Genomic DNA, 15,827 nt, shown 5'->3' with positions numbered 1-15,827 from the left:
TATTATAGCGGTTTGTGGTCAGAGTCAGAACCTAGTCTGGGTATTCTAGACAGATCTCTTGTATTTTATCCAGATGTAAAAAGAGAAGGTCAACCAAGCTTGGATCAAAGTGTTTTCCTTTCTGATTCTGGATCAGTTCCAATGTTTGCTCAAGGGGCCAAGCAGGTTTATAGCAGCGTGAATTATTGAGTGCATCGAAGACATCTGCAAGAGCGGTTATGCGACCGGCAATATGTATATCTGTACCTTTGAGGGCCCTAGGGTAACCACTACCGTCCCATTTCTCATGGTGTTGCCCGGCAATGATAGCTGCTAGATTAAATAAAGGCTTATTGGACAATTGCAGCATGTGCTCGCCCAATTCTGCATGGGTTTGCATGATTGCCCATTCATGGGCGTCTAGCTTACCTGGTTTATTAAGTATGTTATCGGGTATCGCGATTTTCCCTAAATCATGCAAAGGCGAGGCGAGTTTAATGTACTTGGCCTCGCTATTGGATAATCCCGCAGCCTTAGCCAGCAGCTCTGAAATCAGTGCGACTCGCTTTACGTGCCCCCCCGTTTCTTTGGAGCGCTTCTCGACCGCTTCACCCAGCATATAGATGAGTTCGCGTTGGGTGACTTCAACATCTTCCTTCAGCACTAGCGTATGATAAGTGGCTGCCACATTCGCGCAATAAACTTCTAATAACTGTCTGGCATCGTGATCCAGCTCCTGCGTAAGTTCGACGTATAGTAACTTGCTGCTACCCGCAGGCGCCGTGTAGTAGCCAACATAGTAATTTTGTGTATGTATGGAGCTTTGTGTTACCAACGCATCTGTTAGTGCTTGGCGTGGAGCTTCCGGTATGGCATCTAGCTCTATCTCATCCGTTAGCGTGGTCATGTTACCTGTGGCTGCCAGAATATGTAATTTACCTGGCATATCTTCTAAGGTCTGTACTGCGCAATAGAGAGTGTTCGGCCGAATGTGCAATAGGCCGATGAGTTGTTCTAGCACGGCGGAAGCAAAGCGCTTGAGTGTGCTTGATTCATTGACGGCGGTGATAGCATTGAGCACCAGACGTAAGCTGTCTCTTTGTTGTTCGATAGTGCAGATATCTCTGTATGAACGGAGCGTGGAGTAAAGGAGAGTATGCAACTTCGTTCGGGTCAGCTCTGTCTTATCTTTGTAATCATGTATGTCGTAGCGCTGAATCACTTCTTCCTCGGGAGCTTGGCCGGGCTGTCCCGTTCTTAATACGATACGTATGCGATTATTCTTTTTGTCTTTACGTATATATTCGACAAGGTGTAAACCTGCATGATCTGACTCCATAACAACATCGATGAGTGCGACGGCGATATTGTCATGCTCCGATAGCTTTTGGATGCCTTCCTCGCCGCTAAGCGCTTTGATGATATGCAATGGACGACCTTCGAAGGTGAAATTCCTGAGGACAATTTCAGTCACCTTGTGTACATCAGGCTCATCATCGACTACTAGAACCGTCCAAGGCTCGCCAGTCGCTATCGGTACATCCTCCGTTTGAACGTCATTGAATACCAGTTCGTCAGACATATCCTTCCCATCGCTATCGTATTATCCAGTAGTCAGTATAGATCAGCATTTTCAGCTTGCTATTTTTATGCATCAATACTCGCCATGGGATAGAATATGTCTATCTCTAAAAGGTGGGCGCTGTGAAACTATTTGTAAATAATTTAACCAATGTTGATTTCTCGTATCTGCATACCGAGCGTGGGTTGATGGGTGAGTCTTGGCTGCTTCAGTTGGAGCTGGACGGTGCTTTAAATGAGCAGGGAATGGTGTGTGATTTTGGTATTGTCAAAAGACTCGCACGAGACTGGATGGATGATACGATCGACCATGCTTTGTTAGTTCCTGCGTTAGCACCTGGGGTGACGATCACTCAGTCGGCTGGGATGACCGAAGTTGTGTGGACGTATGCCGACGGTCAGATTCTGACGTGTCGTTCACCTAGTGCTGCTATCGTAGCGGTGGATGCGCAAGAGATCACTGAAGCTAGTTTGGCTGCATGGTGTGAGGCGCGATTAATCTCTCTCTTTCCAAGTGAGGTGAAAGGCATGAGTTTGCACTTTGTACCGGAGGAGATAGATGGGGCGTTTTATCATTACAGTCATGGCTTGCATCAGCATGAGGGCAACTGCCAGCGAATAGCTCATGGTCATAGATCTCGGATCGAGATACTGGTGAATGGTGAACGAGATTCTGAGCTTGAAGCGCTATGGGCACAACGCTGGAAAGATATCTATATTGGTACCCAGTCTCATCGTATGGAATCTCCCGAAGGCACTAACAGTTATGCCTATAAAGCACCACAAGGTGATTTCTCGCTTTCTCTACCGTCTGCTTATTGTTATGACATTGATACGGAAAGTACTGTCGAACAGATAGCCCGCCATCTTGCCGCTCGCATCAAGCAGGTACGTCCCTTGGATACGATTGAAGTCAGGGCTTATGAGGGAATAGGGAAGGGAGCTATTTCTAGAGGTTGAACAAAAAACCGCAGCTAGGCTGCGGTTTTTTATGCGATTACCGAAAGTTAGTCGCGTTCGATAGCTAGCGCGGTGCCCATGCCGCCACCGATACATAAGGTAGCCAAAGCTTTCTTCGCATCGCGACGATTCATTTCATGAACAAGAGATACAAGGATACGACATCCTGATGCACCGATCGGATGGCCCAGTGCAATCGCACCGCCATTAACGTTAACAATATCGGTATTCCATCCCAGGTCTTTGTTTACAGACATTGCTTGGGCAGCAAAGGCTTCGTTCGCTTCAACCAATTCTAAATCGTTAATAGACCAGCCAGCTTTTTCTAAGGCTTTCTGTGTCGCGCAGATTGGGCCGGTACCCATGATGGCTGGATCAACACCAGCAGAAGCATAAGCTTTAATACGAGCGAGTACCGGAAGGCCTAGCTCAGCGGCTTTTTCTGCAGAGCAAAGAATGACTGCAGCAGCGCCATCATTAATAGTGGAACTGTTACCTGCGGTGACAGTACCGTCTTTTTTGAAAGCAGGGCGTAATTTTGCCAGCGCGTCTGGTGTGCAACCAAAACGTGGCTGCTCATCGGTATCAAAAATAACAGGGTCGCCTTTACGCTGAGGAATGCTAACAGGGATGATTTCCTCTTTAAAACGACCGGCAGTAACAGCTGCTTCAGCTTTATTTTGAGAGGCAGATGCGAAAGCATCCTGCTCTTCACGTGTGAAACCGTACTTCTCGACGATGTTTTCAGTTGTGATGCCCATATGGTAGTTGTTGAACGCATCCCACAGACCATCAGTAATCATGGTATCAACCATTTTCCAGTCGCCCATGCGAGCACCGTTGCGTGAGTTAGGTAGTACATGAGGAGATTGGCTCATGTTTTCCTGACCACCGGCAATGATGATATCTGCATCGCCGCAACGAATCGCTTGAGTAGCTAATTGGATAGCTTTTAAACCAGAGCCGCACACTTTGTTGATAGTCATTGCAGGAACTTCAATAGGTAAGCCTGCATTAATCACCGCTTGGCGAGCGGTATTCTGTCCGCAACCAGCTGTTAGTACTTGGCCTAAAATGACTTCATCGATCTGTGCTGGGTCAATTTTGGTTCTTTCCAGTAATCCTTTTAGTACTGTCGCGCCTAAATCGGAAGCTTTTACGCCAGCCAAAGAACCATTAAATGTACCAACCGCTGTACGGCCAGCTGCAACAATAACGACTTCACGCATGATTGTGCCTCTTATCAAAAAATTCAGAAAACCCAGTATGAACTAATGTAGCAGGAAAAAATGACTCGGATGTTGCAACGAATATTTGGTGTTGGCTATCAGAGGCTTGCTCTTAGTTCATGTAATTATTATTTGCTGCATCGCAGCAAGTGTCCAGTCTGCGCGACTAAACAAAGTAATGCAAGCACCTTAATATCACTAAAAGGTGCCTGTATCAAAAGTATCAAGGCCTAGGCAATGTGGGAAGGAGACTAAAGGTTAACAACCTGATTATCGATTAAACGGGCAGGGCCTAGATAGGCTGCAGCAAGAATCACTAAGGACTGGTCGTCGTTATTGGCCTGCATTAAATCGGACTGGCGAGCAATGACGAAGTAATCTCGTTTAAATCCAGCGGCTTCTAAGGATTGTTGAGCTCGCTCGCATAGAGCACTAAAGTCTTTCTCTCCTTGATGGATAGCATCAGCGGTTTGGCGTAGCGCCTTATTTAGGGCAGTTGCAGCCTCGAGTTGTTCGTCACTCAGGTAGCCATTTCGTGAGCTTAGGGCCAGCCCCTTATTATTGCGAACAATAGGAGAGCCTTGAATCTCTATTGGCAGACTTAAATCGCGCGCCATTTTTCGGATGACAAAGAGCTGTTGAAAATCTTTCTCGCCAAAGACAGCTACATCTGGCTGTACCATGCAGAACAGCTTGCAAACAATGGTCGCCACGCCTTCAAAATGGCCGGGTCGACTTGCGCCGCAATAAAGATTTGATACCTCAGGAACTGTTACCATGGTTTGCTTATCTCGCCCGTCGGGGTAAACCTCGTCGTCAGAGGGGGCAAACAAGTAGTCGCAGTGGGCGGCTTCAAGTTTCTCCTGATCCTGCTGTAATGTCCTTGGGTATTTGTCGAGATCTTCGTTGGCACTAAACTGTAGTGGGTTAACAAAAATAGTTGCAACGACAATATCAGAGCATTCGTTGGCTTGTTTTACCAACGCAAGGTGACCTTCGTGAAGGTTGCCCATGGTCGGTACAAGTCCAATTTTTTTGCCAGTACGGCGCTCCTGCGCCAAAATTTGGCGCAGCTCTTGTAAGGTGTGAATGGTTTTCATGTGGTTATTCGAAGCTGTGTTCCTGTCCCGGAAAGCTGCCTTGCTTAACTGCGGAAACATAGTTTTTTAGAGCAGACTGAATGCTGTCAGCCTCTGCCATAAAGTTTTTAACAAACTTAGGTGTATGGCCTGGATTGAGTCCTAGCATGTCGTGGATCACTAACACCTGAGCATCGGTTTCTACGCCCGCACCAATACCAATGACGGGTATATCCACAGCTTGAGTAATCTCTTGTGCTAAGATAGACGGAACACATTCCAGTAACAACATGCTGGCGCCTGCTTGCTCTAAGCGCACAGCGTCTTCGATCATCTCTTTGGCGCTTTCACGATCACGCCCTTGTACTTTATAACCGCCTAGCTTATTAACAGCTTGAGGTGTAAGTCCCAAATGTACGCAGGTAGGAATACCGCGATCAGATAGCAAGGAGACGCTCTCAGCTAACCACGATCCGCCCTCTATTTTGACGATATGAGCACCGGCTTGCATGAGCAGGGCTGCGTTTTCCATGGTTTGCTCGGGAGTGGCATAACTCATGAAAGGCATATCTGCCATAACCATGGCCCCTTGATTGCCTTTAGCAACGCTCGCTGTGTGGTAGATCATGTCATCCATTGTGACAGGTAGGGTACTGTCTTGCCCTTGGAGAACCATGCCAAGTGAATCGCCTACCAGAATCACTTCTACCCCAGCTTCACTGACGGCATGAGCAAAACATGCATCATATGCGGTCAGGACGGCGAACTTTTCGCCAGCCTTTTTGCAGGCGGATAATGTATGTAATGTGACTTTGTTCATAGGCAACTCGATTAGTTAATAGGGATGCACTCTTCTTGGGCAGATTATACAGAGATCTTTTCTAGTGTGCCCAGCGGACATGCGACTAATAGATCGTTTATTGATCTGCCATCGGGGAAAAAAAGTGCAGGGTCAACTTCGGCTAAAGGCCAAAGTACGAAATTGCGTTGAGTGGCAAAGGGGTGGGGCACTGATAAACGATCTGTAGATATATGACGTTCACCAAACAATATAATGTCGAGATCCAATGTTCTTGGCCCCCAGTGTATTTCTCGCACACGATGGTGTGATTGCTCTATAGCCTGAAGGTGATCTAGTAGCTGTTCAGGCAATAAATGGGTCTCTAGTTCTGCGACTGCATTGATATAATCCGGCTGCCCCGGTGGGCCAACAGGGTCAGAGCGATACAGCGAGGACTGAGCAACAAGGTGGCTATGAGGTAAAGCCGACAGTGCGGCTAAGGCACGTTCGACTTGTTGCTTAGGGTTGTTTAAATTGCTGCCAAGACCAATAAAGCAGCGTTCAGCTGTTTCGAGGATCATTCTTCGCTCTTCTTCGGCGCCGAGGTTTAGGGCTGGATGACTTGGATTTTGTCGGAAGTTGATCCACCATTGCTTGGCGCTGTTGTGCATCGGCTGATTGGTAATCAGTCCACCATTGTCCTAGGTTATCTAGTTGTTCTCCGCTTTGTTCTCTTAGGAGTAATAGGTCGTAGGCGGCACGAAAACGAGGTTGCTCAAGCGTTTGCTGAGCACGGTTACCAAAGCGTTTAGGTAAACGTAATTGTAATTCCCAAATTTCCCTGACAGGGCCAGAAAAGCGTTTAGGGATAGCGGTTCTTCGAATTTGCTGGCCTATAACGTCATTGGCGGCCGCATGGAGAATCGCGAGTTGTGGCATGCGTGAGTTTTGTTCGCTTATCTCAGCTATCCGTCTTTGCAGTGGGTGCCATAGTAATGTGGCAAACAGGAAGGCTGGGGTAACACTTTTACGTTGATTGATACGTCGATCAGTATTTTTTAGCCCTTGAATGACCAGAGGCTCCGCTAGTGAATTTTCATCATTAAGAACATCGTTCGTCAGCGGGAGTACTTGCTGTAGTAAGTTATATTCTCGCAGTAATCGTAGCGATTCAACACCATGACCGGACTGCAATAGTTTTAGGACTTCGTCAAACAAACGAGCCGGTGCAATATCCTGCAGCAGGTGCGCGAGCGGCTTGATAGGCGCTGCGGTATGTTTCTCTATTTGAAAGTCGAGTTTAGCGGCAAATCGAATTGCTCTTAGCATGCGCACTGGATCTTCGCGATAACGGCTATCCGGATCTCCAATCATGCGGATCATTCGGTCGCCTATATCTTGATAGCCGTTAGTAAAGTCATAGATGCTATGATCGGTTACCGAGTAATACAGAGCGTTGATGGTGAAATCACGGCGTAAGGCATCTTCTTCAATGGTACCATAGACGTTATCTCTTAATATTAGCCCCGAATCTGCTTGTTTACCGTGTGTCTCGTTTTCTTGGGAGTCGTGGCCTGCGCGAAACGTGGCAACTTCTATAATCTCTCTGCCAAAGCGAACATGCAATAGTTTGAAGCGCCTGCCTATGAGGCGTGATCGTTTGAACAGTTCATGTGCTTCTTCTGGGTGCGCGCTGGTGGCTACATCAAAATCTTTTGGGCGCTTTTTTAAGAGCAGATCTCGTATGCAGCCGCCTACTAAATAGCCTTGATGGCCTGCATCGGTAAGCCGGTAAACAACTTTGGCTGCATTATCATCCAAATATTTTCGGGGAATGTTGTGCTTGTCTTCAGTAATAATCAAGGGACCTTTTATGGCTTCGGCTTGGCTCTGAATAACAGCCGGTTTAGCTGAGTCATGTTTGGACTCGCTGCGAAAAAGACTAACAACTTTCTTGATTAAACGATTTGGCATGAGGATTAAATTATCTGCTCGAAAGAATTTGTGCTGTGCATCATATCACTGTTAGCTGAACACATTAAGTAAGCAGGGAAAACAATTACTAAGGAGAGATGGAGAGCTGACCGCAAGCTGAGAGTAACATTGCTTGTTGTTATTTTTTTGAGCACCGAAGTGTGTTATCACACAGTCCAGCGATCAGCTATTTCAAACCTCATTTTTATTATTATTTGAGGTGGATAACTTTTCTACACCAGGCCTATTTTTATTTTTATTGATGGTTAGTGTGTCTAAGTTTAATTGTTGTTGTTTGTACATTCTAGATAAAGCATTTGCTGTGCCATTATTTGTAACTATTTGTTTTTAAAATAAATTTATGTTTTTGGTCTTTAAGGTGCTATTGGTTGTTACGCACGTTACTTCAAGTTTGTTACCTTTGGGAACATAGGGGTAACACTGTTACTGAAGTGTTACCCCTTTGGCTTGCGAGGTATTCCCAATTTTTGACGCCTTTCCCATAAGCACTTACGACTAACGCCTAGTTTCTTGGCAAGTTCTGTTTCGCTCATGTCTGCCTGATGCTCAATAACAAAGCGCTGAAAATAGTCGTCAAGGGAAAGTCCTGCTTTGCGCTTAGGCTCTAAATGGCCTGATTCGTGTTGCAGTGCTCGTGATGCATACTGAGATTCCTGCTGCTCCAACGAGGGGCTCGATTCGATATCTAGCCCTAATAGTTCAGGCGTAATGACATGATCATCTGCCAGAATAACTGCTCGCTCTATAGCATTTTCTAATTCTCGGACATTTCCCGGCCAAGGATATTGAAGCATCATGTGTTTTGCTTCAGTGCTTAGATAAGCAGGCTCGCAGTTCATTCGCTCGCAGGCTTTTATCAAGAAGCGTTGGGCTAGCTCTATGATGTCGTCTCCACGTGCTTTAAGAGGCGGCATGTTAAGCTCCATCACATAGAGACGGTAGTAAAGGTCTTCTCGAAATTTGCCGGTACGCGCCAGTTCTTTTAGGTTACGGTGTGTCGCAGCAATCAGTCGGACGTCGACTTTTTGGGATTGTACGGAGCCTACTTTGCGGATTTCGCTTTCTTGTAGAAAACGCAATAAACGTGCTTGAGCTTCAAGGGGGAGCTCGCCAATCTCATCCAAGAATAGCGTGCCACCGTGAGCAGCCTCTATTAGGCCACTTCTGCTGGTGTTTGCGCCAGTAAAGGCGCCTTTTTCATGACCAAAGAGCTCGGATTCAATCAGGCTTTCTGGGATAGCTGCACAGTTGACTGAAATCATTGGGGCGTGAGCGCGATCACTTTGCTCATGAATCGCCCGCGCGGCAAGTTCCTTTCCTGTGCCTGACTCTCCTAACACCAAGACCGTTGCGTCCGTGTGTGCGACCTTCGCAATGCGGGAAAAAAGCTTTTGCATAGCTTCGCATTGACCAATAATTTCGGTCTGCTGAGGGGCGGTTTTAGACTTTTTCTTGGGGAGGAGTTCTTTGCTGCGGTTCAAAATGGTTTCGATGGTGGTAAGCATCTCATCATGATTAAAGGGTTTGGCGATGTAATCAACCGCGCCCATCTTCATGGCATCCACCGCAGACTTTAAGCTCGCGTAGCTGGTCATGATGAGCACAGGGATGTTATTAGCAAGCTTGATGAGTTCTGTCCCCGGTGCGCCGGGTAGTCGTAAGTCGCTAATAATTAGATGAAAATCGCTGAGATTAAAGCGTGATGTTGCTTCATCTACAGACCCTGCGTCGTCAACTAAATAGTTGTTTTTTTCTAACAGACGTTTTAACGCTGCTCGGATGATCGTTTCATCCTCTACAATCAGAATGCGGCTCATTGCTCTCTACCTTCTCCAAAACAGGGCCTGTCTGATATCAAATCAGGCCTGGAGCCCGGGTAAGGTGATTATCACCTGAGTGCCTTTATTCTGCTTTTTATTGGCGGGGCTTATTATCTCAATACTACCATAATGCTCGGTAAGAATATTGTATACTAAAGGTAGCCCTAATCCGGTACCTTTTCCAGCTTCTTTTGTTGTGAAAAAGGGCTCAAAGAGCTTGTCTTGTATATCCATAGGTATGCCACTGCCCTCATCCGTTATCGTGAGCTTGATACGCTGATCGTGCTGCTCTGCGTCAATATAGATGTGGCTATCGGGTGGCGAAGCATCGCAGGCATTATTGAGTAGATTAACAAACACTTGCAGGAGCAATTGTGGGTCGCCTTCGACAAGGAGGCTGGTGTTTACATTGTTGTGAAACTGCTGTTGACGCGCGTGGGTATCTAAAGATACCAAATGAACTGCTTCAGCTATGCAGTTTTGTAAGTTGGTGGGCTCTGGGTGGATATCATTAATGTTCTGCCCTGTGTGTGCGAAGCGCACCAATGACTGTACGATTCGACTTATGCGCTTGGTCTGATCGACAATCTGCTCACCTGTCTCCAATACCTCAGGCTGGTCCGTTTCTAGAGATAAATTTTGTGCCAAGCAGGCTATTCCGGTGACTGGATTGCCGATTTCATGGGCGACACCTGCAGCAAATCGTCCGATAGACGCTAAGCGTTCACTATGGGCAAGTTTGTCTTTGAGCTGATGATGCTCGGTTTGATCCTCTACCAACACAACAATGGAGCTATCGGGTTTGTCTGATAGTTGGCTCTTGTGCAGCGTTAAACGGTAGTTGTGTTCGAGTTGAGAGATAACTAGATCACTAAGGTGGTTTTCTGGCTGTGATAAAAATGTTTGCAGTAGGGATGACCAAGGTTCTGGTAACTCGTTTAGGGAGCGGTCTGTTACATCGCTAGCGGATAAGTGTGTGAGCTTAGCGATTTCATTATTCCAGAAAAGGATATGCTGAGAAGGTGTTATGGTGCAGGCGCCAATAGGTAGCTTTTCCAGTGTGGTACGGTGGAAGCGGCGAAGTTCATCAAGTTCAGCTGCCAGTCCGCCTAAGCGGGCTTGGTAAGTTTCTAAATGCGATTCTAAAAGATGGATGTCTCTAGACTGAAAGCCTTTATCTTCCGATTGAGGGGCCAGCGGCTCTAATAGCGTTGCGGCTTCCACTGGGCCGACTAGCGCGGATAAGTTTTGTTCCAGTGTGTTTCTCAATCGGAGTAGATCGAGCGGTCTCATTCGGGGTGGATCGAGGCTAAGACGTTGCAGGGCGTGTTGTAATTCTCGGCGTGCGGCTGATTCCCCTAACTTAGGGGTCAGCAGGCGAATAATATCTTGAGTCTTAAATGAAGGGCGCTCAACACTGGGAGTGTCCATTGCATTCAGTAGGCAGGCTTCTCCGGCTTTTTGCTCATCTGCATGGGTTTTCGTCAGGCGTGAAACCAGAATGAAGGCGCTGATATTGATCAATAAAGAAATAATCGCTGATGATTGCCAGTCTAGCTCGTCAAGTGATAGCTCACTGGGCAGTGTCCCTTGAAGCTTGAGTACTGGATAAAATGTCGTTAAGCCCCAGCTGATCATGCCTAAGATTAAGCCACTTAAAAAGCCCGCACGGTTTGCTCCAATCCAGAAAAGTGTCGCTATGATGCCCGGTAAAAACTGTAAGAAAGCACCAAAAGCACTTAATCCCAGTAAGTGTAACTGTTGTTGAGACCCGAAAGTGACATAAAAGAGGTAACTGCAAAGTACGACAAGAGAAATAAATATGCGCCGTAGCCAAAGTAGCCAAGCGTAAAATTTTACGTTCTCGGGCGTTTTTACTAAGGGTAAAAAAAGATGATTCTGTAACATGGATGCGAGCGAAATGGAGGCAACAATGATAATGCCGCTTGCTGCCGTTAATCCGCCGAGAAATGCAAGAATGACAATCCAGTCAGAGAGCATGATCTGACTGATATAGAGCAGCATGTAAGCTGATTGATCGATATTTAATTTGTACCCTGCCCAAGAGATTATTGGCACACAGGCTGCGAGCAATAATAGGTAGAGGGGCATAATCCAGGATGCTCTATGTAAGCTCTCCCCAGAACGGTTTTCAGTAAATGCCAAATGAAACATATGTGGCATAACTAAGGCGGCGGTAAAAAATGCTAGGAGCAGTGTACGCCAACTTTCGCCATCGTGATTCTTCTGGAGTTGTGTCAGCAGTTGAGGGTGTGATTCCAGTAACGTTAGTGTTTGTTGAGGACCACCGAGAACGTTGAATAGCAAATACAATGCGATGCACAGCAAAATCCCCAGCTTTATCACACTGCTAGTGGCGAGTGCCATGACGAGCCCACGATTTCTGGCCCTCATAGAGGGGTGTCGGGTACCAAAGAGTAAAGCAAACATTGTTATCAGGGAGCAAAATGCAGCGGCAATCTGGGTTGAAGAAAAGTCGCTATTCAAAATATGCAAGGAGTCAGCAACCGCTTGTATTTGAATAGACAGTAGAGGCAAGCTTGCCATCAGCAGTAGTATCGTTGTAATGCTACCCACCCAGCCGCTCCTGAATCTAAAGGCAAATAGGTCCGCTAAAGAGCTGAGTTTGTATCGGTTGGTAATATTAAATATGGGAACTAACAATATGGGAGCCAGCATAAAGATAGCGGTGGCGCCTAAGTATGATGACAAAAATAACAATCCGGAATGAGCGAACATGTCGAACGCGCCATAGAAAGTCCAGACACTGGCATAAACACCCAATGAAAATGTATGGGTTAATGGGTGTTGGGCTATGCGTTTGGGAATCAACTCTCTCTCTGTGGCGTAAGCGATGCCAAACAAAAAAAGTAAGTATGCGGTAACAACAAAAAAAAGCTCTGTGGCTGAAAAGTTCATAGGTGTTGTTTCCGAATATCAGCGATTGCCAAAAGCAAGGTAATCACACCCCAAATAATAAAAGTAATCAGTAGCACATGCTCAAGTGCTAGCCACCACTCAAGAATCGCTGGCAAAAAAAGCCAGCAGGCGATGATAATGAGTAACGCCACACGATGTAATATCATAGATCCTCAGCTATTCGGCCAGATGCGACTGGGAAGGGCCGGAACATGGACAATATTCCAGTGCTCAATTGCCCATTGAAGAATGTGCTGCACCGAGCTTTTTCTCAGCATAACCGGAACCGTGTGGCCAAGGAAGGCAAGTGCTTCGCATAGTTGAAGGTTTGCATTTTGCGTATCGAGAGGCGTGGCAAAATTTTGTTTGCTGAGTTTCTGACCCGTGGCGGAGGTGGCGATAGGAATATGGGCGTAACTAGGAATAGACCATCCTAAGGCGGTATATAGTTGGATGTGTTTGTCGGTTTCGTTCAGAAGATCATAACCTCGGACAACATGCGTAACCTTTTGAGCATAATCATCGCAAACGACAGCGAGTTGGTATGACCATAAACCATCCTTCCTTTGAAGAATAAAATCATCTGGCTCGGTGTTAGAGGCGTTGATAGTTCCTTGTATTCTATCTGTCCAAGGCACATAAGGGATGTTTGCTAAGAAACGTGTAGCGCAATTTGGTGCATCACAAAGTGCTTTTGAACGGCAAAAGTTATCGTATCGATTAGCGCCAGACCTCAGTAGCAGTGCCTTTCTGGAGCAATCGCACGCGTAAGTCAGGCCGAGTGTAGATAGCTTTGCAAGCGTCTCTTGATAGCGCTCATGGTTGTCGCTTTGATAGCTGATCTCACCATCCCAGCAAAGCCCAAATTGTTCGAGTGTTTGAGGTATCTTGTGAATGCGGGATTCGACCTCACGAGGAGGGTCAATGTTTTCTATACGAAGGAACCACTCCCCTTTGTGAGCCCGAGCGTCTAGAAAGCTGGCAACTGCAGCAAGGAGAGAGCCGAAGTGCAAGGGGCCAGTAGGGGAGGGGGCGAAGCGTCCGATATACATCGACACAAGTCCAGAGGTCAGGCGAAGGTATTCACCTAACCTCGAAAAGCTTAGCCGCCGACCTGTTTTTCTTTAATTTCAGCAAGCGTTTTGCAGTCGATACACATGGTAGCCGTAGGACGCGCTTCTAAACGGCGAATGCCAATCTCAATACCGCATGCTTCACAGTAACCATATTCATCTTCGTCGATACGTTCCATGGCTTCATTGATCTTCTTGATCAACTTGCGCTCACGGTCGCGAGTACGAAGCTCAAGGCTGAATTCCTCTTCCTGGCTGGCACGGTCACTAGGGTCAGCAAAGTTAGATGCTTCTTCTTGCAGATGGTGGATCGTACTATCGACCTCTTCCATCAGCTCCTGTTTCCAGGCCAGCAGAATTTGACTAAAATGCTCTTTTTGAGCATCGCTCATATATTCTTCACCCTTTTTTGCCTCGTAAGGGACAAATTGGGTGAACTGTGTGTCGTTAGTGTTTGGCATGGGGTGCCTCACTTCTCCGAAATGACTGAGTTCCCGATGGAAATCAGCAGTCTTAAACAGTTAATTCCGTTACTTCCTGAAGCCGGAAGGTTGGTGAAATTACCAGAACACCAACCTTTAGGCTAGTCCTGATTTTGAAAAAATATAGCCTAAATCAATGATAGTTTCAGGATAAAGGCTATAAGTTAGGGAAAATGCGTATCTTCTGGATATGTATAATACGACTTATGTATAATCGTTATGCGATATATCAGGAGAGCGTTTCATGCAAGATAAGTGGACAAGTCGGGCAAAGGAAATTGAGTCTTTTAAAGTAATGGACTTACTCAAAAGGGCAAAACAACTGGACGCCGAAGGTTTTGATGTTATTCATATGGAAGCAGGTGAGCCTGATTTCGGGACGGCACCACGGGTCAAGGAGGCTGCGCACCAAGCCATTGATCAGGGGCTGACTCAATACACACCAGCAGCGGGTATTCCTGAGTTACGTCAGGCCATTGCTCGCTTTTATGAGCAACGCTATGGATTGAAAATTGATGCCAGCCGAGTGATTGTTACATCGGGTGCTTCGGGCGCGTTGTTGATGGTTTTTGGTTTATTAGCAGATCCTGAAACGACATTTATGATGGCTGACCCAGGCTATCCTTGTAACCGGCAGTTTTTACGTATGCTGGATGCCAGAAGCCAGCTGGTACCGACTACGGCTGCCGAGAAGTTCCAACTGACTCCTGATTTGATTAAGCGTGAATGGCATCAGAGAACAGCCGGTGTATTGATTGCATCACCTGCCAACCCTACAGGTTCTGTGCTCCATAAAGAGGAGCTACAAGGGGTGGCTGATGCCGTTAAGCAACAAGGTGGGGTGTTGGTTGTCGATGAACTTTACCATGGCTTAACTTATGGCTTTGATGCGCCCTCTATTTTAGAGATAGAACCCGATGCTTTCGTTATCAATAGCTTCTCGAAGTACTTTGGCATGACGGGATGGCGTTTGGGGTGGATTGTTGCGCCAGAATCGGCAGTTCCAGAATTGGAGAAACTTGCACAAAATCTCTATATCTCTCCACCGACAGTTTCACAATATGCAGCTTTGGCTGCGTTTGATGATGAGAGCCTAGAGGAGTTTGAAAGGCGGCGTCACCAATTCGAATTGCGTCGGGATTTGCTGGTTGAAGGGCTGCGTAAACTAGGCTTTGATATCCCTTTAATGCCTGAGGGGGCATTCTATGTGTATGCGGATGCTTCTCACCTGACAGATAACACCTATGACTACTGTTGGAGGTTGCTGGAAGAGGCTCATGTGGCTGCGACACCAGGGCTCGACTTCGGCAGCTATCGTGCAAATCAGTTTATTCGTTTCTCTTACACGACGGGCTTAGATCGAATTGAACTGATGCTGAAACGTTTGGCGGCGTTTATCAAAAACTAGCATTAGGTAAGGAAAATGTGCTCATTTTCCACATGAATCTCTAGGGGGGTGAGGGTTTCACCAGGGCATGGGCCTGCGACACACTCCCCATCTTCAATACGAAAGAGTGCACCGTGGGTTGCGCACTGTATGAAGTTCTTTTCGACATCTAAAAACTGATTCGGTTGCCACTCCAGTGCGATGCCTCTATGGGGGCACTTGTTCAGATAAGCAAAATATTCCCCGTTGTGATGCACCACAAAAAGTGATTTCTCGTCCAATGAGAACCCTTTTGCTGTGCTTTCGGGGATTTCTTGTGTGGTGCAAAGCTTGATCATCGTGGAAGTGTCCAATTCGCTATTGAAGGAAATCTCAACCCGTTATGTGGGTTTCTGTTTATAATCCCTGTCTATCTTAACCTATATTGGGCAACTGTCGGGGTTCTGTATTTCGTTTTTAATAGTGAGAGGATGCGGTGCTGATAGCAAAATCAATAGCTAAACCTCTGAGATACAAGGGCG

General features: G+C 46.6%; 14 protein-coding genes. 2 read left to right on the top strand and 12 right to left on the bottom strand.

All coding sequences use genetic code 11. From position 1 onward, the window contains the following. Positions 1–31: 31 nt before the first annotated feature. The gene (locus F0U83_RS15195; protein ID WP_138989071.1) at positions 32–1,561 is read right to left on the bottom strand and encodes a DUF3369 domain-containing protein; all 1,530 of its coding nucleotides are present in this window, start codon (positions 1,559–1,561) and stop codon (positions 32–34) included. Between the two features lie 122 nt (positions 1,562–1,683). Between F0U83_RS15195 and F0U83_RS15190 the strand changes: the two genes are divergently transcribed. Next, the gene (locus F0U83_RS15190) at positions 1,684–2,520 is read left to right on the top strand and encodes a 6-carboxytetrahydropterin synthase (RefSeq protein ID WP_138989072.1); all 837 of its coding nucleotides are present in this window, start codon (positions 1,684–1,686) and stop codon (positions 2,518–2,520) included. A 47-nt stretch (positions 2,521–2,567) separates the two neighbouring features. Here the strand turns inward: F0U83_RS15190 and F0U83_RS15185 are convergent, their stop codons facing one another. The 10 genes from F0U83_RS15185 to dksA form a co-directional block, all read right to left on the bottom strand. Continuing rightward, complete coding sequence (locus F0U83_RS15185; protein ID WP_138989073.1) at positions 2,568–3,749, bottom strand: acetyl-CoA C-acetyltransferase; 1,182 nt, start codon at positions 3,747–3,749, stop codon at positions 2,568–2,570. Positions 3,750–4,000: 251 nt separating this feature from the next. Next, on the bottom strand, positions 4,001–4,849 hold the full coding sequence (gene panC, locus F0U83_RS15180; protein WP_138989074.1) for a pantoate--beta-alanine ligase: 849 nt from the start codon (positions 4,847–4,849) through the stop codon (positions 4,001–4,003). A gap of 4 nt (positions 4,850–4,853) precedes the next feature. Next, positions 4,854–5,648 carry a 3-methyl-2-oxobutanoate hydroxymethyltransferase gene (gene panB / locus F0U83_RS15175; RefSeq protein ID WP_138989075.1) on the bottom strand — a complete coding sequence of 265 codons (795 nt, stop codon included), beginning with the start codon at positions 5,646–5,648 and terminating at the stop codon, positions 4,854–4,856. 44 nt (positions 5,649–5,692) lie between these two features. Beyond that, positions 5,693–6,190, bottom strand: coding sequence for a 2-amino-4-hydroxy-6-hydroxymethyldihydropteridine diphosphokinase (gene folK / locus F0U83_RS15170; protein WP_138989076.1), 498 nt, complete (start codon positions 6,188–6,190; stop codon positions 5,693–5,695). After that, positions 6,171–7,583, bottom strand: coding sequence for a polynucleotide adenylyltransferase PcnB (pcnB, locus tag F0U83_RS15165; RefSeq protein WP_138989077.1), 1,413 nt, complete (start codon positions 7,581–7,583; stop codon positions 6,171–6,173). The genes folK and pcnB overlap by 20 nt, the downstream gene beginning before the upstream one ends. A 455-nt stretch (positions 7,584–8,038) precedes the next feature. Further along, on the bottom strand, positions 8,039–9,421 hold the full coding sequence (locus F0U83_RS15160) for a sigma-54-dependent transcriptional regulator (protein WP_138989078.1): 1,383 nt from the start codon (positions 9,419–9,421) through the stop codon (positions 8,039–8,041). Between the two features lie 42 nt (positions 9,422–9,463). Next, on the bottom strand, positions 9,464–12,364 hold the full coding sequence (locus tag F0U83_RS15155; RefSeq protein ID WP_138989079.1) for an ATP-binding protein: 2,901 nt from the start codon (positions 12,362–12,364) through the stop codon (positions 9,464–9,466). Then, positions 12,361–12,531, bottom strand: a complete 171-nt coding sequence (locus tag F0U83_RS16980) for a hypothetical protein (protein WP_170221950.1) — start codon at positions 12,529–12,531, stop codon at positions 12,361–12,363. Before F0U83_RS16980 ends, F0U83_RS15155 begins: the two co-directional genes overlap by 4 nt. A 6-nt stretch (positions 12,532–12,537) precedes the next feature. Continuing rightward, positions 12,538–13,416 (bottom strand): tRNA glutamyl-Q(34) synthetase GluQRS, encoded by an 879-nt coding sequence (gluQRS, locus tag F0U83_RS15150; protein WP_138989080.1) that lies wholly within the window; start codon positions 13,414–13,416, stop codon positions 12,538–12,540. A 50-nt stretch (positions 13,417–13,466) separates the two neighbouring features. Further along, a complete protein-coding gene (dksA, locus tag F0U83_RS15145; protein ID WP_138989081.1) occupies positions 13,467–13,898 on the bottom strand; it encodes an RNA polymerase-binding protein DksA in 432 nt (143 codons plus the stop codon). 265 nt (positions 13,899–14,163) lie between these two features. On the opposite strand from dksA, the gene F0U83_RS15140 reads away from it, so the two are divergent. Further along, positions 14,164–15,327 (top strand): pyridoxal phosphate-dependent aminotransferase, encoded by a 1,164-nt coding sequence (locus F0U83_RS15140; protein ID WP_138989082.1) that lies wholly within the window; start codon positions 14,164–14,166, stop codon positions 15,325–15,327. A gap of 2 nt (positions 15,328–15,329) precedes the next feature. Here F0U83_RS15140 and F0U83_RS15135 read toward each other — a convergent pair whose 3' ends face one another. Continuing rightward, complete coding sequence (locus F0U83_RS15135) at positions 15,330–15,644, bottom strand: Rieske (2Fe-2S) protein (protein WP_138989083.1); 315 nt, start codon at positions 15,642–15,644, stop codon at positions 15,330–15,332. Between the last annotated feature and the right edge of the window lie 183 nt (positions 15,645–15,827).

Origin of the sequence: Neptunomonas concharum (assembly GCF_008630635.1) — a bacterium.
GTDB classification, from domain to species: Bacteria; Pseudomonadota; Gammaproteobacteria; order Pseudomonadales; family Balneatricaceae; genus Neptunomonas; species Neptunomonas concharum.
Note: the sequence above shows the minus strand (reverse complement) of the source record. Positions and strands in the feature narration are given on the sequence as shown.